This is a genomic window from Streptomyces sp. AJS327 (genome assembly GCF_013450295.1).
GTDB lineage: Bacteria > Actinomycetota > Actinomycetes > Streptomycetales > Streptomycetaceae > Streptomyces.
In genome coordinates this window covers 1,985,569-2,006,110 of sequence record NZ_SKBR01000001.1, presented here as the reverse complement: position 1 = coordinate 2,006,110, position 20,542 = coordinate 1,985,569, and the positions used below count along the sequence as shown (strand labels likewise).

The 20,542-nt window shown below is 74.7% G+C and carries 17 protein-coding genes; 2 read left to right on the top strand and 15 right to left on the bottom strand.

Annotated elements, in window-relative coordinates; translation table 11 throughout:
- Nucleotides 1–60: 60 nt before the first annotated feature.
- The 4 genes from E0L36_RS07990 to fmt form a co-directional block, all read right to left on the bottom strand.
- Nucleotides 61–1,050 carry a sugar-binding transcriptional regulator gene (locus E0L36_RS07990; protein ID WP_180928109.1) on the bottom strand — a complete coding sequence of 330 codons (990 nt, stop codon included), beginning with the start codon at nt 1,048–1,050 and terminating at the stop codon, nt 61–63.
- A gap of 184 nt (nt 1,051–1,234) precedes the next feature.
- Complete coding sequence (rpe, locus tag E0L36_RS07985) at nt 1,235–1,909, bottom strand: ribulose-phosphate 3-epimerase (RefSeq protein ID WP_180928108.1); 675 nt, start codon at nt 1,907–1,909, stop codon at nt 1,235–1,237.
- Between the two features lie 176 nt (nt 1,910–2,085).
- Entirely contained in the window at nt 2,086–3,558 is a 1,473-nt protein-coding gene (locus tag E0L36_RS07980) for an RsmB/NOP family class I SAM-dependent RNA methyltransferase (RefSeq protein ID WP_180928107.1), read from the bottom strand.
- Nucleotides 3,559–3,642: 84 nt separating this feature from the next.
- Entirely contained in the window at nt 3,643–4,578 is a 936-nt protein-coding gene (gene fmt, locus E0L36_RS07975; RefSeq protein ID WP_180928106.1) for a methionyl-tRNA formyltransferase, read from the bottom strand.
- Between the two features lie 381 nt (nt 4,579–4,959).
- Between fmt and E0L36_RS07970 the strand changes: the two genes are divergently transcribed.
- Nucleotides 4,960–5,547 (top strand): hypothetical protein, encoded by a 588-nt coding sequence (locus E0L36_RS07970; protein ID WP_258015936.1) that lies wholly within the window; start codon nt 4,960–4,962, stop codon nt 5,545–5,547.
- Between the two features lie 133 nt (nt 5,548–5,680).
- Here the strand turns inward: E0L36_RS07970 and E0L36_RS07965 are convergent, their stop codons facing one another.
- The gene (locus tag E0L36_RS07965; protein ID WP_180928105.1) at nt 5,681–7,825 is read right to left on the bottom strand and encodes a primosomal protein N'; all 2,145 of its coding nucleotides are present in this window, start codon (nt 7,823–7,825) and stop codon (nt 5,681–5,683) included.
- A gap of 160 nt (nt 7,826–7,985) precedes the next feature.
- On the opposite strand from E0L36_RS07965, the gene E0L36_RS07960 reads away from it, so the two are divergent.
- Entirely contained in the window at nt 7,986–8,504 is a 519-nt protein-coding gene (locus tag E0L36_RS07960; RefSeq protein ID WP_180928104.1) for a hypothetical protein, read from the top strand.
- 93 nt (nt 8,505–8,597) lie between these two features.
- On the opposite strand, the gene metK is transcribed toward E0L36_RS07960, so the two are convergent.
- The 10 genes from metK to E0L36_RS07910 all read right to left on the bottom strand — a co-directional run bounded on the left by metK (nt 8,598) and on the right by E0L36_RS07910 (nt 20,541).
- Nucleotides 8,598–9,806, bottom strand: a complete 1,209-nt coding sequence (gene metK, locus E0L36_RS07955; protein WP_180928103.1) for a methionine adenosyltransferase — start codon at nt 9,804–9,806, stop codon at nt 8,598–8,600.
- 322 nt (nt 9,807–10,128) lie between these two features.
- Entirely contained in the window at nt 10,129–11,355 is a 1,227-nt protein-coding gene (coaBC, locus tag E0L36_RS07950) for a bifunctional phosphopantothenoylcysteine decarboxylase/phosphopantothenate--cysteine ligase CoaBC (RefSeq protein WP_180928102.1), read from the bottom strand.
- A gap of 149 nt (nt 11,356–11,504) precedes the next feature.
- A complete protein-coding gene (gene rpoZ / locus E0L36_RS07945; RefSeq protein ID WP_180928101.1) occupies nt 11,505–11,783 on the bottom strand; it encodes a DNA-directed RNA polymerase subunit omega in 279 nt (92 codons plus the stop codon).
- A 27-nt stretch (nt 11,784–11,810) separates the two neighbouring features.
- Nucleotides 11,811–12,416, bottom strand: coding sequence for a guanylate kinase (gmk, locus tag E0L36_RS07940; RefSeq protein WP_180928100.1), 606 nt, complete (start codon nt 12,414–12,416; stop codon nt 11,811–11,813).
- A gap of 107 nt (nt 12,417–12,523) precedes the next feature.
- Nucleotides 12,524–12,847 (bottom strand): integration host factor, encoded by a 324-nt coding sequence (locus E0L36_RS07935; protein ID WP_027751094.1) that lies wholly within the window; start codon nt 12,845–12,847, stop codon nt 12,524–12,526.
- Between the two features lie 215 nt (nt 12,848–13,062).
- Nucleotides 13,063–13,923 carry an orotidine-5'-phosphate decarboxylase gene (gene pyrF, locus E0L36_RS07930; protein ID WP_180928099.1) on the bottom strand — a complete coding sequence of 287 codons (861 nt, stop codon included), beginning with the start codon at nt 13,921–13,923 and terminating at the stop codon, nt 13,063–13,065.
- Nucleotides 13,920–15,062, bottom strand: coding sequence for a quinone-dependent dihydroorotate dehydrogenase (locus E0L36_RS07925; RefSeq protein WP_180928098.1), 1,143 nt, complete (start codon nt 15,060–15,062; stop codon nt 13,920–13,922). Before E0L36_RS07925 ends, pyrF begins: the two co-directional genes overlap by 4 nt.
- Nucleotides 15,063–15,369: 307 nt before the next feature.
- The gene (gene carB / locus E0L36_RS07920; protein ID WP_180928097.1) at nt 15,370–18,690 is read right to left on the bottom strand and encodes a carbamoyl-phosphate synthase large subunit; all 3,321 of its coding nucleotides are present in this window, start codon (nt 18,688–18,690) and stop codon (nt 15,370–15,372) included.
- Nucleotides 18,683–19,867, bottom strand: coding sequence for a glutamine-hydrolyzing carbamoyl-phosphate synthase small subunit (gene carA / locus E0L36_RS07915; protein WP_180928096.1), 1,185 nt, complete (start codon nt 19,865–19,867; stop codon nt 18,683–18,685). Before carA ends, carB begins: the two co-directional genes overlap by 8 nt.
- Nucleotides 19,864–20,541 (bottom strand): hypothetical protein, encoded by a 678-nt coding sequence (locus E0L36_RS07910; protein WP_258015935.1) that lies wholly within the window; start codon nt 20,539–20,541, stop codon nt 19,864–19,866. Before E0L36_RS07910 ends, carA begins: the two co-directional genes overlap by 4 nt.
- Between the last annotated feature and the right edge of the window lies 1 nt (nt 20,542).

Genomic DNA, 20,542 nt, shown 5'->3' with positions numbered 1-20,542 from the left:
GGTGCCGGTGGCCGCCGCCGGTCGCGGCCCGGCGGCCGCTCGCGGGACGGGCGGTGGACGTCAGCCGCCGTCCGGGTCCGCGCGTTCGAGGGCGGGCTTCGGACCGGGCTCCGCCTCGGTCAGCAGCCGGTCGGCCGCCGCGGTGTCCGTCACCAGGCTGGTGACGAGGCCGGAGCGGAGCACCGCCGCGATGGCCGCGGCCTTGCGGTGGCCACCGGCGATCGCCACCACCTCGGGGACCCGGCGCAGCCGTCCCGCCTCGACGGTGATGCAGCGCTCCCCCAGGTCGCGGCCGATGCGCCGGCCGCCGGAGTCGAAGAGGTGCGCGGACATCTCGGCGGCGACGCCGAGCGAGGAGTAGTGCTCGCGCTCCTCGTCACTCAGCATGTCGTAGACGGTGGAGATGCCCGGCTCCCAGGAGCCGATGGAGACGGCGGCCACGGTCACCTTGTCGAAGTACTCGAAGGCCCGCGCGATGCCGGTCTGCGCGCGCAGCGTGGCGGCGGTGGCCGAGTCGGGCAGCAGCATCGGCGCGTAGATCGGGTGGGCCTCGCCCCCGGCGACCTCGGCCGCCCGGCGCACCGCCTCGACCGAGCCCCGGTCCGCGGTGCCCGCGTCGTACACCCCGGTGAGCTGGACGACGGTGCACGGCGGGAGCTGCCGCAGGGCGGTGGCCATGTGGGTGGTGGCGCGGCCCCAGGCGAGCCCGAGCACGTCCCCGTCGGTGACGAGTTCGCCGAGCAGGTCGGCGGCGACCTCACCGAGGTTCTCCGGGTCGGCGCCGTCGTCGGCCGTCTGCGTGGGGGACTCGACGACGACCGCGTGCCGGAGGCCGAAGCGGGCCCGCAGCGCGTCGGAGCGTTCGGCGTCCAGCTCGGCGGGGACCCGGATCTCGATACGCACCAGGTCCCGCTCCAGGGCGGTCTCCAGCACCCGGGCGACCTTGAAGCGGCTCAGTCCGAACTCGTCGGCGATCTGGATCTTGGACTTGCCTTCGAGGTAGAACCGGCGGGCCATCGCCGCCGCCTGCATGAGCTCGGCGGGTCCCATCCGCGTTGCCCGACCCGACGACACCGCACTCACCTCACTTGCTGTACACGCGGCTCGCGGTTCCCGCGGCGCCGCTGGGCGTTCATCCTCGCAGATCCCCGGCGGCCCTGATCCCCTCCGTGCACGGTGCACCGGTCCGCCTCCGGGGTGGTGGACGCGCGGTCACACGGCGGCGGTTCCGGGCTCAGCCCGCGCACCCCCGGTGCGCGGCGCCGTCCGCCTGGCGCCGCAGCGCGGCGACCGCGGCGGCCGGGTCCTCGGCGCCGTAGACGGCGGACCCGGCGACGAAGACGTCGGCCCCCGCCTCGGCACAGCGCTCGATCGTCGCCTCGGAGACCCCGCCGTCCACCTGGAGCCACATCGTCAGCCCGTGCTTCTCGATGAGCTGCCGGGTGCGGCGGATCTTGGGCAGGGTCAGGTCGAGGAACGCCTGCCCGCCGAAGCCCGGTTCAACCGTCATCACCAGCAGCATGTCCAGCTCGGGCAGCAGGTCCTCGTACTGCTCGACGGCGGTCGCGGGCTTGAGCGCCATCGAGGCGCGCGCCCCCAGCGCGCGGATCTCGCGGGCCAGCCGGACCGGCGCCGCGGCGGCCTCGGCGTGGAAGGTGACCGATCCAGCTCCGGCCTCGGCGTACTGCGGGGCCCACCGGTCCGGGGCCTCGATCATCAGATGGCAGTCGAGCGGGATGTCCGTCGCCCGGCGCAGCGACTCCACGACCGGGAGGCCCAGGGTGAGGTTGGGGACGAAGTGGTTGTCCATCACGTCGACGTGCAGCCAGTCGGCGCCGTCGACGGCCCGCGCCTCGTCGGCGAGGCGGGCGAAGTCGGCGGAGAGGATGCTGGGGCTGATCTGGGACATGGCTTCCGTCTTCCGTGGGTGTCGCGGGTTCCGTGGTGCGCCGGCGCTGGCGGTGCGGGGCGCCGGTGGTTCTGGGTGCCGGTGGCTCCGGTGCCGCTCGCCTCCCGGGGACGAGGGCTCGCGGTCGTCGGGGGCGGCTGGACGAACGGGCTGGCTGGGGTGGACGGGGCGGCGGGTCAGGCGGTACGGCGCAGCAGGGCGAGGTACATCGCGTCGGTGCCGTGCAGATGGGGCCAGAGCTGCACGTCCGGCCCGGGGCCCAGGTCGGGCACGCCGGACAGCGCGGGGCGCGCGTCGACCCACTCGGCTCCGCCACGCGCCAGGACGTCCTCGACCACCGTCCGGGTCTCGGCGAGGTGCGGGGAGCAGGTGACGTAGGCGACGAGGCCGCCCACCCGGACCGAGCGCAGCGCCTCGGTCAGCAGCGCCCGCTGCGGCGCGGCCAGCCCGGCCAGGTCCTCCGGCCCGCGCCGCCACCGGGACTCGGGGCGGCGGCGCAGCGCGCCCAGCCCGCTGCACGGGACGTCGGCCAGCACCCGGTCGAAGGTGCCCGGCCGCCAGGCGGGGCGGCTGCCGTCGGCGGCGATGACCGCGCTGGTGCCGGGGTCGCCCGCCAGCGCGCGCGCCACCAACCGGGCACGGTGCGGCTGCCGTTCGGAGGCGAGGAGCGTGGCGCCGCGTCCGGCGGCCAGCCCGGCCAGCAGCGCCGCCTTACCGCCGGGACCGGCGCAGAGGTCGAGCCAGCGGGAGTCGCGGCCGTCGAGCGGGGTCTCGGCCAGAGCGAGCGCCATCAGCTGGCTGCCCTCGTCCTGGACGCCCGCGCGGCCCTCGCGGACCGTGTCCAGGGAGCCGGGGTCGCCGCCCTCGGTGAGCCGCACGGCCCACGGTGACCAGCGTCCGGGCAGCGCCTCCGCGCGCTCGGCCTCCGGGGCGTCCGGCCCCCGCTCCGTCTCCCCGGCGGCGGAGGCGGCGGCCTCGGCGTCCGCGAGGAGGTCGGCGGGGGTGGCCCGGCCGGGGCGGGCGACGAGCGTCACCTCGGGCCGTTCGTTGTCGGCGGCCAGCAGCGCCTCGATGTCCTCGCGTTCGCCGCCGAGCGCGTCCCACAGCGCGGAGACCACCCAGCGCGGGTGGGCGTGCCGGATCGCCAGGTGCTCCTCGGGGTCGTCCTCGTACGGCGGGGCGACGCGGTCCAGCCAGTCGGGCAGATCGTGCGCGGTGACGCGGCGCAGCACGGCGTTGACGAACTTGGCGCGTCCGTCGCCGAGAACGGCGCGCGCGAGTTCGACGGTGGCGCTGACCCCGGCGTGCGCCGGGATCCGGGTGCCGAGCAGCTGGTGGGCGCCGAGCGACAGCACGTCCAGCACCGGCGGGTCGACCTCGCGCAGCGGCCGGTCCACGCACTCGGCGATGATCGCGTCGTAGGTCCCCTGGCGGCGCAGCGTGCCGTAGACGAGTTCGGTGCTGAGCGCGGCGTCCCGGGCGGTGAACCGGCCGTCCTCGCGCGCCTTCCGCAGGAGCGGGGGGAGGACGAGGTTGGCGTAGGCGTCGCGTTCGTCGACGGCGCGCAGCGCCTCGTAGGCGAGGATGCGCGCCGGGTCCTTCTTGGGGCGCCGATAGGGCTTGGGGGCCCGGCGTTGCCGGTTGCTCACAGGTGAAGGTGCTCCGGATATCGCTGGTGGGGGGCCTCCACCCTACGTCGCCCGCCCGGGTGCACGGCGCGGGGTCGCCACTGGCTACTCCCCCAGCCGCTCCCCCTCGGTGATGCGCACGCCGCGGGCCCAGTCGGCGGCCCGCATCGGCTTCTTGCCCTGCGGCTGTACCCAGTCCAGCGTGACCGGGTGGGAACCGGTGCCGACCCGTACGGCGTTCTTGCCCGGCAGCAGCGTGCCGGGCGCCAGCGCCTCGGCGGCGTCCGGCTCCGGGAGCAGCGAGCGCACCTTGAGCCGCTCGCCCCGGAACACCGTCCAGGCTCCGGGCGCGGGCCAGCAGCCGCGGACCACGCGGTCCACCCGGAGCGCGGGGGCCGTCCAGTCGATCCGGGCGTCCTCCACGGTGATCTTCGGGGCGAGGGAGACGCCCTCCGCGGGCTGCGGTACCGGGGTCAGGCTGCCGTCCTCGATGCCGTCCATGGTGGCGGCGAGCAGCCCGGCCCCCGCGAGCGCGAGGCGGGTGAGGAGGTCGCCGCTGGTGTCGGTGCGGCGCACCGGCTCGGTGATCACCCCGTAGACCGGGCCGGTGTCCATGCCCTCCTCGATACGGAAGGTGGAGGCGCCGGTCATCTCGTCCCCCGCCAGCAGCGCGTGCTGCACCGGGGCGGCGCCGCGCCAGGCGGGCAGCAGCGAGAAGTGCAGGTTGACCCAGCCGTGCGGCGGTACGTCGAGCGCGACGCGGGGCAGCAGGGCGCCGTAGGCGACCACCGGGCAGCAGTCCGGGCCGATCTCCCGCAGCCGGGTGAGGAAGTCGGTGTCCCGTGGCCGGTCCGGCCGGAGGATCTCGATCCCGGCCTCCTCGGCGCGCTGGGCGACGGGGCTCGGGACGAGTCGGCGCCCCCGCCCGGCACGGGCGTCGGGCCGGGTGACGACGGCGGCGACCTCGTGACGCCCGGAGGCGAGCAGAGCGTCGAGGGCGGGCACGGCGGCCTCGGGGGTTCCGGCGAAGACGAGCCTCATCGGTCGGCGTCTCCCTCTCGCGGTACGTGGGGTGGCTGGTCGGTGGTGGCCCGCTCCCGTCCGGGTCCGCCGGAGCCCGGCGGCGGGGCCCGCCGCGGCGGTTCGGCGGCCGGGAGCCGCGGGCGCTGGGAGGCGTCGTGCCCGGCCGGGGAGCCCGGCGGGACGCGGTCACGAACGGGCCGTGAGCGGCGGCCAGTCTACGGTCCGCACCCGCCCTCGCGGTGAGGGGGCGTACGTCGAACCGCGCGCTGTGCGGGCCTTGTTCACACGCCCCCACCGCGTGACCACAGCGACGGTCGGCGCGTTGGTCAAGTCAGATTGACCGATACGGGGGCGTCTGACGCGCCCCATCCCTTGCACGCCGGTTCGAGAGGCTTGTTCATGGCCGACCACGCAACGCACGACGCCCAGGCCCGGGCCAGCCTGCACCTCCTGGTGCGGGACATCGAGCGGGTCCGCCGGCAGGTGGACGCGCTGCGCACGCTCACCGCGCAACTGGGCAACGTGTACCGTCCCCGGCGGGCCGGGCCCTCGGCGGGTTTCGTCGTCTACGGGCGGGCGCCGGCCCCCACCGTACGGCTCGCCCAGGAACTGCGGGACAGCGTCGAGACGCTGGTGACCGCCGCCGTCGAGTTCGACCGCTCGCTCGGCTTCTCCTGGGACGCCGTCGGCTCGGCCCTCGGCGTCACCAAGCAGGCGGTGCACCGCCGTTACGGCGCCCGGCGCGGCGCGGCCCAGACGGAGGGCGTCGCCGCCCGCGCCCCCGAGGGCGGCTCCCGCGCCGGGCTGCCCACCCCCGCCACGGCGTCCGCCCGGCCGCTGCCCGCCTCCCGGGGCGCGGCGGGAGCCGCCGTCCCCGCGGCCCGCTCGGCGCCGGGCACCACCCAGCCGCCCGAGCCCCCCACGCCCCCCTCCGCCGAACCGCCGCGCGGCGGCCAGGGTTCGGTCCCCGGCCAGCGCAACGGCTGACCCGCGCCCCGGCCCGCCACTCGCCCCGGCGGCGCCCGGCGCCAGCCGGTCACCGGACAGCCGGGGCACCGGGCCACCAGCGCCGCCACGTCCTCAACGCCACGTCCTCAACCGCCCGGCGTGGCGGGGCCGTTCAGCCGATGTGCGGGGGATCCACTCGCACCTGGACCGGCGTCGGCGCACGCCGGGCCAGCCGCACCGCCTGCGCCCTCTTCAACGCCGCCGCCAACTCCGCGCCGCGCCCCGGCGGAACCCGCACCAGGGCGCGCTCCCACTCCTCGCCCCCGGGTGGGCCGCCGGGGCGGCGCGGCCCTCCCGGGCGGCCGCCGGACACCGGCACCGGCCCCAGCACCTCCGCCTCCGGGGGGAGTTCCGCCTCCCCCAGCAACTCCTCCACCGCCCCCGAACCGGCCGGGCCGCTCACCGCGGCCATCCGGGAGACCGGCGGAAACCCCAGCTCCGCGCGGTCGGCCAGCTCCCGCGCCGCGTGCCCGCCAGGGTCCCAGCGCAGCAGCGCCTGCACCGGCCGCAGCGCCGGATCCGCCACGACGACCACGCTTCCCCCGTCCTCCCGGGAACGCACCAGCGCGGCGGCGCCCAGCCAGCGGCGCAGCGCCTCCTCCCCCGCCCGCAGGTCCGGGCGGTTCAGCAGCGCCCAGCCGTCCAGCAGCAACGCCGCCGCGTACCCCGCGCCCTCCGGCACCGGCTCCGCCCCCGGCGTCGCCACCACCAGGGCGGGGCTCCCGGGCACCGTGTCGAGTACGTGGTCGCGTCCCGAGGTGCGCACCGGCACGGCGGGGAAGGCCCGCCCCAGCTCCTCCGCCGTCCGCCGCGCCCCGAAGACCCGGCCCCGCAGCCGCGCTCCGCCACACTCCGGACAGTGCCAGTGCGGCGCGGCCTCCCCGCACCACCCGCACCGCGGCGCCTCGCTGGCGCCGGGCGACTCCAGCGGCCCGGAGCACCGGCCACAGCGCGCCGGGGCCCGGCAGCGCTCACACCCCAGCCGGGGGACGTAACCGCGCCGGGGCACCTGCACCAGCACCGGGCCGGCCCGCAGCGCCTCCCGGGCCGTGCGCCACGCCAGGCTGGGCAGCCGGGCGCTCCGGGCCGCCGCGTCCCGCGCCTCGTCGCCCTCGCCCGTCGTGTGTACGGCGGGCGCCACCACCCGGACCGTCTCGCGGGCGGCGAGCAGCTGCCCCGCCCAGCCGGACTCCACCAGCTGCGCCGCCTCGACGGTGCGGCCGTACCCGCCGAGCAGCAGCCCCGCGCCCTCGGTCACCACCCGCTGGAGCAGGACCTCCCGGGCGTGCGGCCGGGGCGCGTGGTCATCGCTGTGGCTGGCGTCGCCGTCGTCCCAGATCGCGGCGAGCCCCAGGTCGCGGACCGGCGCGAACATCGCCGCCCGGGTACCGACCACGGCCCGCGCCGCACCCCGGCTGACCGCCAGCCACCGGCCATAGCGCCGCTCCGGCCCGGCGTCCGCGGTGAGCAGTACGTGCTGCCCCGTACCGGTCAACTCGGTCAGTGCGGCGTCGACTCGGGCGGCGGACCGGCCGTCCGGCAGGACCGCCAGCGCGCCCCGCCCGGAGGCGAGCACCGCCGCCATGGCCCGCGCCAGCTCCCCGGGCCACCCCGGCCCGGGGCCCGGCAGCGCCGTCCACACCCCACGCGGACTGCCGCCCTCCGCGAGCGCCCGCAGAAAGCCGGGCCCCTCCGGGTATCGGCTCCAGCTCCCGGGCGCCGGGGGCGCGGGCGGCGCGGGCGGCGGCGGAGAGGGCCGCTGCTCCGCCCGCGCCATCCGGGGCGGCACCGCGAGCTGCACGACGTCCGCGAGGGAACCCGCGTACCGGTCGGCGACCGCCCGGCAGAGCGCGAGCAGCGCGGGCGAGAGCACCGGCTCGGGAGACAGCACCTGCGCGAGCGGGGCGAGCGCCCCGGAGAAGTCGCTCTCCGCGCACCGCTCCACCACGAAACCGTTGATCAGCTTGCCGCCCTCGCGGCGGCCCCCGCGCTCCCCCGCGCCGAACCGGACCCGGACCCGCACACCCGGCTGCGCCTCCTCGTCCAGCGCGGCCGGGACCGCGTAGTCGAAGTACCGGTCCAGGTGCACCGGCCCCTTGTCCACCAGCACCCGCGCGACCGGCAGCCGCGGCGCGAGCGCCGCCCCCCGCCAGGTGCGCGGCTTGGCCCGCGGTGCCTTCCGCTGCCGCACCGCCTCCCGGATGAGCGCCAGCTGCTCCGGCTCCCCCTCGCTCTCCCGCCCGTTCTCACCGCGCACAGCCCAGTCTTAGCAGACGCCCCCGACACCACCCCGCCGTCACCCCTCCCCCGCCCCCACCCGCCCGGGTCCACCACGAACCCCCACCCCCGCTCCGGCGGGCCTCCGGGGGGGCGGAAAACCGGGTGCTGGGGGTGGGTTGGGCGTCTAGCGTGCGGGGATGCGTGTCGTCTTCACCAAGGGTCCGGGTACGAGTTACGAGATCGCCGTGCACCGCGAGGTGGGTGCCGCGCTCGCCCCGCGCAACGGGCCGGGCGGGCACCCGTACCTTCCGCACGACCTGGTGCACTTCCTCGTCGAGGCGGTCGCGGACATCAGGCTCGGGGTGTACGGGCGACTCGCGGCCGGGGACAACGGCCTGTTCTGGCCGGCCGATTCGGCGGAGCGCGCCAGGGCGTCCCGGCGCCGCAGGTCGAAGGGGACGCCGTCGTCCGCCCAGGCGCGGGCGGACATGGAGCGGTCGGAGGAGCTGGCGGGGATCGCGCTGCCGGTGTGGGCGGTGCGGCGCGGGCACGCGCCGTCGCTGCCCGCGTACGTGGCGGAGAAGGAGGTCACGCCGCTCGTCGAGCGGATCGTCTCCCGGCTCGACGAGCACGCCGACCGCTGGCACGCGCTGCCCCTCGGCGGTTCGCTGACGCTGACGTGGCCGGGCCGCTCGGGCCAGCCGGGCGCGCGCTGAACCACCGCGGTACGGGCCCGGCACGCCGGAAGCCCGGCACCGGGTGGGTACCGGGCTTCCGGAGCGGCGCTCGGTGCGCGCCGCGGTGCGTTCTCAGAGACCGGCGGCCTTCTTCAGTGCCTCCACGCGGTCGGTGTGCTCCCAGGTGAAGTCCGGGAGGTCCCGGCCGAAGTGCCCGTACGCGGCGGTCTGCGCGTAGATCGGGCGGAGCAGGTCGAGGTCGCGGATGATCGCGGCCGGCCGGAGGTCGAAGACCTCGGAGATGGCCTGCTCGATCTTCTCCACCTCGATGGCGTGGGTGCCGAAGGTCTCCACGAAGAGACCGACCGGCTCGGCCTTGCCGATGGCGTAGGCGACCTGGACCTCGCAGCGCGAGGCGAGACCGGCGGCGACGACGTTCTTGGCGACCCAGCGCATCGCGTAGGCGGCCGAGCGGTCGACCTTGGACGGGTCCTTGCCGGAGAAGGCGCCACCACCGTGGCGGGCCATACCGCCGTAGGTGTCGATGATGATCTTGCGGCCGGTGAGTCCGGCGTCGCCCATGGGGCCGCCGATCTCGAACCGGCCGGTGGGGTTGACGAGGAGCCGGTAGCCCTCGGTGTCCAGCTTGATGCCCTCGTCGACCAGGCGCTTCAGCTCCGGCTCCACGACGTACTCGCGGATGTCCGGCGCGAGCAGCGAGTCGAGGTCGATGTCCGCCGCGTGCTGGGAGGAGACGACCACGGTGTCGAGCCGGACCGGCTTGTCGCCGTCGTACTCGATGGTGACCTGGGTCTTGCCGTCCGGGCGGAGGTAGGGGATGGTCCCGTTCTTCCGGACGGCGGAGAGCCGCTCCGAGAGCCGGTGCGCCAGCGTGATCGGCAGCGGCAGGTAGTCGGAGGTCTCGTCGCAGGCGTAGCCGAACATCAGGCCCTGGTCGCCCGCGCCCTGCTTGTCGAGCTCGTCCTCGTCGCCCTCGACGCGCTTCTCGTACGCGGTGTCGACGCCCTGCGCGATGTCGGGCGACTGCGCCCCGATGGACTGCGAGACGCCACAGGAGGCGCCGTCGAAGCCCTTCTTCGAGGAGTCGTACCCGATCTCCAGGATCTTGTTGCGCACGAGCGACGGGATCGGCGCGTACGCCTTGGTGGTGACCTCGCCGGCGACGTGCACCAGGCCGGTGGTGATGAGAGTCTCGACGGCGACCCGGGAGTGCGGGTCCTCCTTGAGCAGGGCGTCGAGAATGGTGTCGCTGATCTGGTCAGCGATCTTGTCAGGGTGACCCTCGGTCACGGATTCCGAGGTGAACAAGCGGCGCGACACATCGCTCCCTGGGGTTGCAGCGGCTGCTGTCTCAAATAGGACGGACCGGCCGGGGGCTGCGCCCGAGTACGGTCCGTGGCCATCCTATCCAGGAAACACCGGTTCCAATCACGGCCTCTCGAACTCCGAGACGATCGGCCCGCGTCGGGGCGGTTCGCCGACCAACCGGAGCGCACCTCTCTGACCTCCGATGACAGCTCGTACTCGCCCACGGGGAACGGGAGTTGGGCGACCACGGCGGCGCGCCCCGGAGCCCGCCGGGAGCCGCGCCGGAGCTCCCCGCGCGCGTCCCCGCGTCCGGTGCCGGGATGTGGACACGGACTCAGTCCGCTGTGACGCGCGCCACCACCTGGTCCCAGATCGCGTCCGCGAGATCCTCCTTCGGGCCGAACGGGACGGGCGTCTCCTGGCCGTCGGCGCCGAGCACGACCGCCTCGCTCTCCTCGGCCCCGAACGTGCGCCGCTCCCCCACCTCGTTGACGACCAGCAGGTCGCACCCCTTGGCCGCGAGCTTGGCCCGGCCGTTGGCCAGCACGTCGTCGGTCTCGGCGGCGAATCCCACCACCACCTGCCCGGAACGGAGCCGTTCGGCGGCGAGTTCGGCGAGCACGTCCGGGTTGCGGACGAGCGCGACCGGCTCCGGCCCCTGCCCGTCCCGCTTCTTGATCTTCCCCGCGGCGTACGCCGCCGGACGGAAGTCGGCGACGGCGGCCGCCATCACCACCGCGTCCGCGTCCTCCGCCGCCGCCCGCACCGCGTCCCGAAGCTCCAGCGCCGTCCCCACCGGGACGACGGTCACCCCGGCCGGGTCCGGCAGCGCGCTGTTCGCCGCGACCAGGGTGACCCGCGCGCCCCGCGCCGCCGCGGTGCGCGCCAGCGCGTAGCCCTGCTTGCCCGAGGAGCGGTTGCCCAGGTAGCGCACCGGGTCCAGCGGCTCGCGGGTCCCGCCCGCGCTCACCACCACGTGCCGTCCCGCGAGGTCGGCGGTGCCCGCCCGCTCGGCGCCGCGCAGCACCCGGCGGCAGAACGCGAAGATCGCGGACGGCTCGGGCAGCCGCCCCTTGCCGGTGTCGGCCCCGGTCAGACGGCCGCTGGCGGGCTCGATGACCAGGGCGCCGCGACGGCGCAGGGTGGCGACGTTCTCCTGGGTGGCGGGGTGCTCCCACATCTCGGTGTGCATCGCGGGCGCGAAGACCACCGGGCAGCGGGCGGTGAGCAGGGTGTTGGTCAGCAGGTCGTCAGCGAGGCCGTGGGCGGCCTTCGCGAGGACGTCGGCCGTGGCGGGCGCCACTACCACGAGGTCGGCGCCCTGCCCGATCCGCACGTGCGGCACCTCGTGCACCGACTCCCACACACCGGTGGTGACGGGGTTGCCGGACAGAGCCGACCAGGTCGCCTCCCCGACGAACCGCAGCGCCGACTCGGTCGGCACGACCCGCACGTCATCACCGTTCTCGGAGAAGCGGCGCACCAGCTCACACGCCTTGTAGGCGGCGATGCCACCGCTCACCCCCAGAACGATCCCGGCCCCGTCCCGCCGCTGCGTCATCGTTCGCTCGCCTCTCCCCGCCGCCTCCGGCGGTGCCCGCGCACGCTCCGTGCGGGTATCCATGACACACCAGGGGCCCGGCAGCCGCGCTGCCGGGCCCCTGGTCTCCGAACGCCCGGGTGGCCCGCGGGGGCGGGCCGGACCGGTCCTTACTGCATGACCGGCGGGGCCTCGATGGCCTCGGAGGTCAGCAGACCGGCGTTGATCTCACGGAGCGCGATCGAGAGCGGCTTCTCGTGCACATGGGTGTCGACGAGCGGGCCGACATACTCAAGCAGGCCCTCGCCGAGCTGCGAGTAGTACGCGTTGATCTGTCGCGCGCGCTTGGCGGCGTAGATCACCAGGCTGTACTTCGAGTCGGTGGCCTCGAGCAGCTCATCAATCGGCGGGTTGATGATGCCCTCGGGCGTGGTGATGGAAGAGGACACGCGCTGCCTTCCGGAGGGTGGGGTGGATCACTCGGATCCGTCGATTCGCATCAAGGCTAGCAGTTCGGCGCTGACCTCCTCGACGGAGGTATTGACAAGGGTGGTATCGAACTCGGCGCCCGCGGCCAGCTCCTGGCGGGCCACCTCAAGACGGCGTTCGACGACCTCCGGGGGCTCGGTGCCCCGGCCGGTCAGCCTGCGCACCAGCTCCGCCCAGCTGGGCGGGGCGAGGAAGACGAGGTGCGCCTCGGGCATGGACTCCCGCACCAGCCGCGCGCCCTGGAGGTCGATCTCCAGGAGCACCGGCTCGCCCCGCTCCAGGTGCTCCCGCACCGCCCGCCGCGGCGTCCCGTAACGGTTGCCCGCGAACTCGGCCCACTCCAGGAGGTCGCCGTTGGCGATCAGTTTGTCGAACTCCTCGTCGCTGACGAAGAAGTACTGCACACCGTGCCGCTCCCCGGGGCGGGGGGCGCGGGTGGTGGCCGAGACCGAGAGCCAGACCTCGGGGTGAACCGTCCGCATATGAGCGACGACCGTGCTCTTGCCGACCCCGGAGGGGCCGGAGAGCACGGTCAGCCGCGTGGTGCCGGGCGAGGTCGCGGGAGCCGCCCCGCGGGGAACTGGTGAATCCATGGACCGATTATCCCCGCGCGCCGGGGTGCCGTGCGCCCGGCCGTCCGACGCGGGGGTGTCACCCCGCGCGCCGGCCGGGCCGCGACCCGGAGCCGCGGCGACCGGTGTCAGGCGGAGGCGCCGCCGAACTCGCGCTCCAGCGCGGCGATCTGGTTGGAGCCGAGCCCGCGCACGCGACGGCTTTCGGAGATGCCAAGACGCTCCATGATCTGCTTGGCGCGGACCTTGCCGACGCCGGGCAGGGACTCCAGCAGAGCGGAGACCTTCATCTTGCCGATGACGTCGTTCTCCTGGCCTTGCTTGATGACCTCGTGCAGGGACGCGCCGGAGTGCTTCAGCCGGTTCTTGACCTCGGCGCGCTCCCGGCGAGCCGCGGCGGCCTTCTCAAGCGCGGCTGCGCGCTGTTCAGGGGTAAGGGGCGGAAGAGCCACGCCTTCGTCACCTCGGATATCGAACTGTCGGATATGGATCGGAGAGGAACCTAGTAGCCCCGCACCAGCGGAGCAACGAGCAACGCACCTGTTCGCGGTGCTCTCGACGGAGACTAGCGGCCGTGAGCGCCACCGTCAGCGAGAACAGAGGAAAAGTCCAGGTCAGCCTCTGTTGACCCCGACATCCGGGGACAAAACCGACGTTTTTTTCCGCTTCAGTTGACCGCGGCGCGCACGCTCTCGACGAGACGGGCGGCGGAATCCCGGAGTCCGCTCATCTCCGGCCCCTGCCGCAGCACCCCACGGCTGACGCTCGGCAGGACCGCGCGGGCCGCGGCGCCGAAGACGCCGGGAAGGTCGGCCGGGGTGGCCCCCTGCGCGCCGATGCCGGGAGCCAGCAGCGGGCCGCCGATCGCCAGGTCGTACTCCGACAGGTCACCGAGGGTGGCGCCCACCACCGCGCCGAAGGATCCGAGCGGAGGCTCTCCGGCGTTCTCGGCCCGCAGCCTGTCCAGCACCGCGCTCGCCACGTCACCGCCGCCCGCCGCGCGCGCCCGCTGCACCTCGCGGCCCTCCGGGTTGGAGGTGAGCGCGAGGACGAACAGTCCGCCACCGTGCTCCCGCGCCCGCCGCACGGCCGGGTCGAGCGAGCCGTACCCGAGGTAGGGGCTGACCGTGAGGGCGTCGGAGAAGAGGGACGAGGCGGGGTGCAGGAAGGTGTCGGCGTACGCCTCCATGGTGTGGCCGATATCGCCGCGCTTGGCGTCCATCAGCACCAGCGCCCCGGCGGCGCGGGCCTCGCTGGTCACCCGCTCCAGCACCGCGACCCCGCGGGATCCGAAGCGTTCGAAGAAGGCCGCCTGCGGCTTGAGCACCGCGACCCGGTCGGCCAGGGCCTCGACCGTGGTGCGGGCGAAGCGCTCCAGCCCTCCGGCGTCGTCGTTCAGGCCCCACTCGGCCAGCAGCGCCGGGTGGGGGTCGATCCCCACGCAGAGCGGGCCGCGCTCCTCCAGCGCCCGGTGCAGCCGGACCCCGAAGGGGACGGGGGCGGTGGCGGGTCCGGAACTCTCGGTCATCGCGCTTCTCCTTCTGACGGGCCGCCGTGCCCCGCGGCCGCCTCGGCGCCCACGGCCTCGGCCAGGGTGGCGTACGGGCTGGCCGCGAGCCGGGCGGCGAGCCCCTTGTGCAGGGCGCGGCTCCAGAACGGGCCCTCGTAGATCAGGGCGCTGTAGCCCTGCACGAGGGTGGCGCCGGCCAGGATCCGCCGCCACGCGTCCTCGGCGGTGGTGATGCCGCCCACCCCGATGAGCGTGATCCGGCCCCCGGTACGGGCGTGGAGCCGGCGCAGCACCTCCAACGACCGCTCGGCGAGGGGCGCTCCGGAGAGCCCGCCGGACTCGGCGGTCAGCGTGGGGTCGGAGGTGAGGCCGAGACCGTCGCGGGCGATGGTGGTGTTGGTCGCGATAACGCCGTCCAGCCCCAGGTCGAGGGCGAGGTCGGCGACGGCGTCCACGTCCTCGTCCGCCAGGTCCGGGGCGATCTTGACCAGGAGCGGGACCCGCCGCGCCGGGTCGGCGCGGCGCGCGGCCTCGCGGACGGCGGTGAGCAGGGGCCGCAGCCGGCCGACCGACTGGAGGTCGCGGAGCCCGGGGGTGTTCGGGGAGGAGACGTTGACGACCAGGTAGTCGGCGTGCGGGGCGAGCCGTTCGGCGGAGCTGACGTAGTCGGCGGTCACCGCCTCGGCGTCGTCCTCGGGTACCACCTTGGTCTTGCCGATGTTCACGCCGACCGTCGTGCGGAAGACGGCGCGGCGGGCGCCGAGCCGGGCGGCGACGGCGGCGGAGCCCTCGTTGTTGAACCCCATCCGGTTGACCAGCGCCCGGTCGGGGACGAGCCGGAAGAGCCGGCGGGGCGGGTTGCCCGGCTGCGGCTGTCCGGTGACGGTGCCGACCTCGACGTGGTCGAAGCCGAGCATGGCCATGCCGTCGACGGCGGTGGCGTTCTTGTCGAAGCCCGCGGCGAGGCCCAGTGGACCGTGCATCCGGCGGCCGAGCGCCTCCACCCGCAGCTCGCGGTGGCGCGGGGCGAACGCGGCGGCGAGCAGGACGCGCAGTACGGGGATCCGGGCGGTGAGCCGGATCAGTCCGGAGGCGAGCCGGTGGGCCCGCTCGGGGTCGAGGCGGGTGAGGACGGTGCGGAAGCAGAACTGGTACATGCGTGACTCTCTGCCCGCGGTGCGGGGCGGGGGACGGGACAGGGGCGGCTGGGCTGGGCGAGGAGTGCGAACGGACGGGGCCGGTACGGGAGTTCGGGGGCCCGGGAGGGCGCGGAGCCGCCGGGAGGGCACGGACGCGCGGCGCGGCGGCGGGCGACGCCGACGCCGGAGCCACGCCGGGCGGGCGCCGGGACGGGGTGGGGTGGGGTGGGGGACGGTGTCCGGGCGGGGAGACCGGGGAGCGGCCGCCCCAGCCCGGGCGCCGACGCGCGCGGGGCGCGGGGATCGGCTCCCCGCGCCCCGGAGGTCACTCCTGGCGTGCGGCGGTGAGGTGCCGGGCGTGCTCCTGGAGGGAGCGCACCCCGACCTCCCCGCGGGTCAGCGCCTCGATGCCCTGCACCGCCGCGGCCAGCGCCTGGACGGTGGTGAGGCAGGGCACCGCGCGCGCGACGGCGGCGGTACGGATGTCGTAGCCGTCCAGCCGGCCGCCGGTGCCGTAGGGGGTGTTGACGATCAGGTCGACCTGCCCGTCGTGGATGAGCTGGACGATCGTCGGTTCGCCGGACGGGCCCGCGCCCTGGCCCTGCTTGCGGACGACGGTGGCCCTTATCCCGTTGCGGGTCAGCACCTCGGCGGTACCGGAGGTGGCCAGCAACTCGAAGCCCATCGCCACCAGTTCCCGGGCCGGGAAGATCACCGAGCGCTTGTCGCGGTTGGCGACGGAGATGAAGGCCCGGCCCTTGCGGGGCAGCGCGCCGTACGCCGCCGCCTGCGACTTGGCGTAGGCGGTACCGAAGACCGAGTCGATGCCCATGACCTCGCCGGTGGAGCGCATCTCCGGGCCGAGCACGGTGTCCACCCCCCGGCCCTGCACGTCCCGGAACCGGGTCCAGGGCAGCACCGCCTCCTTGACCGAGATCGGCGCGTCCAGCGGCAGGTCACCGCCGTCGCCCTCGGCCGGGAGCATGCCCTCGGCGCGCAGTTCGGCGACGGTGGCGCCGAGCGAGATCCGGGCGGCCGCCTTGGCCAGCGGCACGGCGGTGGCCTTGGAGGTGAAGGGCACGGTGCGGGAGGCGCGCGGGTTGGCCTCCAGCACGTAGAGGATGTCCCCCGCCATCGCGAACTGGATGTTGAGCAGCCCGCGCACGCCAACACCCCGCGCGATGGCCTCCGTCGAGGCCCGTAGCCGCTTGATGTCGTGCCCGCCGAGGGTGATCGGGGGCAGCGCGCAGGCGGAGTCGCCGGAGTGGATCCCGGCCTCCTCGATGTGCTCCATCACGCCGCCGAGGTACAGCTCGGTGCCGTCGTAGAGCGCGTCCACGTCGATCTCGATGGCGTCGTCGAGGAAGCGGTCGATGAGCACGGGGTGCCGGTCGATCAGTCCGGCGTGCCGGGTGAGGTAGGCGGCGAGCGAGGGCTCGTCGTAGACGATCTCCATGCCGCGCCCGCCGAGCACGTAGGAGGGGCGGACCATCACGGGGTAGCCGATCCCGGCGGCGATCTCCTGGGCCTCGGCGAAGGAGAACGCGGTGCCGTACTTGGGCGCGGGCAGCCCCGCCTCGGCGAGCACCCGGCCGAACGACCCCCGCTCCTCGGCGAGTTCGATGGCCTCCGGGGAGGTGCCGACGATCGGCACCCCGTTGTCCTTGAGGTCCTGGGCGAGGCCGAGCGGGGTCTGGCCGCCGAGCTGCACCACGACCCCGGCGACCGGTCCCGCGCACCGCTCGGCGTGCACCACCTCCAGCACGTCCTCCAGGGTCAGCGGCTCGAAGTAGAGCCGGTCGGAGGTGTCGTAGTCGGTGGAGACGGTCTCCGGGTTGCAGTTGACCATCACCGTCTCGTAGCCCGCCTCGTGCAGGGCGAGGGAGGCGTGGACGCAGGAGTAGTCGAACTCGATGCCCTGGCCGATACGGTTCGGGCCCGAGCCGAGGATGATGACGGCGGGCTTCGTCCGGGGCGCGACCTCCGTCTCCTCGTCGTACGAGGAGTAGAAGTAGGGGGTGTGCGCGGCGAACTCGGCCGCGCAGGTGTCGACCGTCTTGTAGACCGGGCGCACGCCGAGGGCGTGCCGCACCTCCCGCACCACGTCCTCGCGGAGCGAGCGCAGCCCCGCGATCTGCGCGTCGGAGAACCCGTGGCGCTTGGCCTCCGCCAGGACGCCGGGGCCGAGTTCGGGCGCCAGCGCCACCTCCTCGGCCACCTCCCTGATCAGGAAGAGCTGGTCGACGAACCACGGGTCGATGCCGGTGGCCTCGGTCACCTGCTCCGGGGTGGCGCCCGCCCGGATCGCGGCCATCACGGTGTTGATCCGGCCGTCGGTGGGGCGCCGCGCCTCCTCCAGCAGGGCCGCCAGCTTCTCCGGGCCGCCGGCCGGGGAGACGAAGTCGAAGGAGCTGCCCCGCTTCTCCAGCGAGCGGAGCGCCTTGTTCAGCGCCTCGGTGAAGTTCCGCCCGATCGCCATCGCCTCGCCAACCGACTTCATGGTGGTCGTCAGCGTGCTGTCCGCCGCCGGGAACTTCTCGAAGGCGAACCGGGGGACCTTGACCACCACGTAGTCGAGGGTGGGCTCGAAGGAGGCCGGGGTCTCCTTCGTGATGTCGTTGGGGATCTCGTCGAGGGTGTATCCGACGGCGAGCTTGGCCGCGATCTTCGCGATCGGGAAACCGGTGGCCTTCGAGGCGAGCGCCGAGGAGCGGGAGACCCGGGGGTTCATCTCGATGACGACGATCCGGCCGTCCGCCGGGTTGACGGCGAACTGGATGTTGCAGCCGCCGGTGTCGACACCGACCTCCCGGATGACGGCGATCCCGATGTCCCGCAGGATCTGGTACTCGCGGTCGGTGAGCGTCATCGCCGGGGCCACGGTGATGGAGTCCCCGGTGTGCACCCCCATCGGGTCGAAGTTCTCGATGGAGCAGACGACCACGACGTTGTCCGTCTTGTCGCGCATCAGCTCCAGCTCGTACTCCTTCCAGCCGAGGATGGACTCCTCCAGCAGCACCTCGGTGGTGGGCGAGAGGGCGAGCCCCTGCCCGGCGATCCGGCGCAGCTCCTCCTCGTCGTGCGCGAAGCCGGAGCCCGCCCCACCCATGGTGAAGGAGGGCCGGACCACGACGGGGTAGCCGCCCAGCCGCTCGGCCCCGGCCAGCACCTCCTCCATGGAGTGGCAGATCACCGAGCGGGCCGACTCACCGTGCCCGATACGGGCGTTGACGGCCCGCACGACGTCCTTGAACTGGTCCCGGTCCTCGCCCTTGTTGATGGCCTCGACGTTCGCGCCGATGAGTTCGACGCCGTACTGCTCCAGGGTGCCCGCCTCGTGCAGCGAGATCGCGGTGTTCAGCGCGGTCTGGCCGCCGAGGGTGGGCAGCAGCGCGTCGGGCCGCTCCCTCGCGATGATCCGCTCGACGATCTCCGGGGTGATCGGCTCCACGTAGGTGGCGTCCGCGATCTCCGGGTCGGTCATGATGGTGGCCGGATTGGAGTTGACCAGCACCACCCGCAGGCCCTCGGCGCGCAGGACCCGGCACGCCTGGGTGCCGGAGTAGTCGAACTCCGCGGCCTGCCCGATGACGATCGGGCCGGACCCGATGACCAGGACGGACTGGATGTCGGTGCGCTTAGGCACGCTGGTCCTCCATGAGCTGGGTGAAGCGGTCGAAGAGATAGGCCGCGTCGTGGGGGCCCGCCGCCGCTTCGGGGTGGTACTGAACGCTGAATCCGGGCCGGTCGAGCAGGCGAAGCCCCTCGACCACACCGTCGTTGAGGCAGACGTGCGAGACCTCGACCCGCCCGTAGGGGGTGTCGCTCACCGTGTCGGTGGGGGCGTCGACGGCGAAGCCGTGGTTGTGCGCCGTCACCTCGACCTTTCCGGTGGCCCGGTCCTGGACGGGCTGGTTGATCCCGTGGTGCCCGTACCGGAGCTTGAAGGTGCCGAAGCCCAGCGCCCGGCCGAGGATCTGGTTGCCGAAGCAGATACCGAACAGCGGAAGGCCGCGGTCCAGCACCCCGCGCGCCAGCGCGACCGGGTGGTCGGCGGCGGCGGGGTCGCCCGGGCCGTTGGACAGGAAGACGCCGTCCGGCTGGAGGGCGTGGAGGTCCTCCAGCGTGGCGGTGGCGGGCAGCACGTGCACCTCGATGCCGCGCTCGGCCATCCGGTGGGGGGTCATGTCCTTGATCCCGAGGTCCACCGCGGCCACCGTGAAGCGCTTCTCGCCCCGCGCGGGCACCACGTAGGGGCGCTCGGTCGTCACCTCGCCGTACAGTCCGGCGCCGTGCATCGGGGGCGCGGCCCGCACCCGCTCCAGCAGCGCCGCCTCGTCCCCGGGACCGGGCAGCGCGGGCCCGGAGAAGATGCCGGCGCGCATCGCGCCGTGCTCGCGCAGGTGCCGGGTGAGCGCGCGGGTGTCCACCCCGCTGATCCCGACCACGCCCTGCGCGCTCAGCTCCGCGTCGAGCCCGCGCCGCGACCGCCAGCTGGACGGGGAGCGCGCGGGATCCCGGACGACGTACCCGGCGACCCAGATACGGCCGGACTCCGGATCCTCGTCGTTCACGCCGGTGTTCCCGATGTGCGGGGCCGTCATGACCACCACCTGACGGTGGTACGAGGGGTCGGTGAGGGTCTCCTGGTAGCCGGTCATGCCGGTGTTGAAGACCGCCTCGCCGACGGTCTCCCCCCGGGCGCCGTAGGCGCGGCCCCGGAAGGTGCGGCCGTCCTCCAGCACGAGCAGGGCCGGTGCCCGTCGGTCCCCGGCGGGGCCGGACTCCGGGGTGACCACTGAGGCTGCCTCGGGGGGTGTCATGATGCGCCGTCCTTGTGCTCGTCGTGCTGGTCGCGCTGGTCGCGCTGGTGTTGCTGACCCTGCCGCTCCTCGGGCGAGGGGGCGGCCGGGCCGCCGCTCCGCGCCCCGGCGTGGGCCGCGTCGCCGGTCAGCTGGTTGATCCGGTCGGCCCAGGCGGGGTGCTCCCCGGCCTGGTCGGCGCGGAAGCCGGAGTCGATGCGCCGCTCGCCGTGCTCCCAGGTGACGACCAGCAGTCCGCCCTCCGTGAGCACCTTGCCCGCGATACCGGTGTCCAGGCGGGCGCCGCGCAGCTGCGCACGGGGGATGAAGAAGTCCTCCGCGCCGGGACGCACCACGTCCAGCCCCCGCTCGGAGAGCGTGAGTTCGGCGCGGCTGCGGGTGCCCAGTCCACGGGCGACGATCCGGTCGAGCCACTGCCCGGCGGTCGTGGAGCCGTGGTAGCGGCCGGTGGCCGACAGCAGCGGCTCGCCCACCGGGTCCGGGGCGGTCGGCAGCTCGGGCAGATCGCTCTGGAGGGTGCCCCTCCACTTCCACCCCTGGCGCATCAGCCAGTACAGCAGGGCGATGAAGAGCAGCAGCCCCACGACCCAGCCGATGCGCGCGGCCCAGTCGGTGACCTGCTGGGACTCCCGCTCGGCGGCGAAGCGCGCCGCGGTGGCCAGTTGGTTTCGCATG

Bases quoted from the DNA above. Each gene is read 5' to 3' on its own strand.
- E0L36_RS07990 (WP_180928109.1), bottom strand. From the start codon at position 1,050: ATGGGACCCGCCGAGCTCATGCAGGCGGCGGCGATGGCCCGCCGGTTC.
- rpe (WP_180928108.1), bottom strand. From the start codon at position 1,909: ATGTCCCAGATCAGCCCCAGCATCCTCTCCGCCGACTTCGCCCGCCTC.
- E0L36_RS07910 (WP_258015935.1), bottom strand. From the start codon at position 20,541: ATGCGAAACCAACTGGCCACCGCGGCGCGCTTCGCCGCCGAGCGGGAG.
- pyrF (WP_180928099.1), bottom strand. From the start codon at position 13,923: ATGACCGAGAGTTCCGGACCCGCCACCGCCCCCGTCCCCTTCGGGGTC.
- E0L36_RS07925 (WP_180928098.1), bottom strand. From the start codon at position 15,062: ATGTACCAGTTCTGCTTCCGCACCGTCCTCACCCGCCTCGACCCCGAG.
- E0L36_RS07970 (WP_258015936.1), top strand. From the start codon at position 4,960: ATGGCCGACCACGCAACGCACGACGCCCAGGCCCGGGCCAGCCTGCAC.
- fmt (WP_180928106.1), bottom strand. From the start codon at position 4,578: ATGAGGCTCGTCTTCGCCGGAACCCCCGAGGCCGCCGTGCCCGCCCTC.
- carA (WP_180928096.1), bottom strand. From the start codon at position 19,867: ATGACACCCCCCGAGGCAGCCTCAGTGGTCACCCCGGAGTCCGGCCCC.
- gmk (WP_180928100.1), bottom strand. From the start codon at position 12,416: ATGGATTCACCAGTTCCCCGCGGGGCGGCTCCCGCGACCTCGCCCGGC.
- E0L36_RS07960 (WP_180928104.1), top strand. From the start codon at position 7,986: ATGCGTGTCGTCTTCACCAAGGGTCCGGGTACGAGTTACGAGATCGCC.
- coaBC (WP_180928102.1), bottom strand. From the start codon at position 11,355: ATGACGCAGCGGCGGGACGGGGCCGGGATCGTTCTGGGGGTGAGCGGT.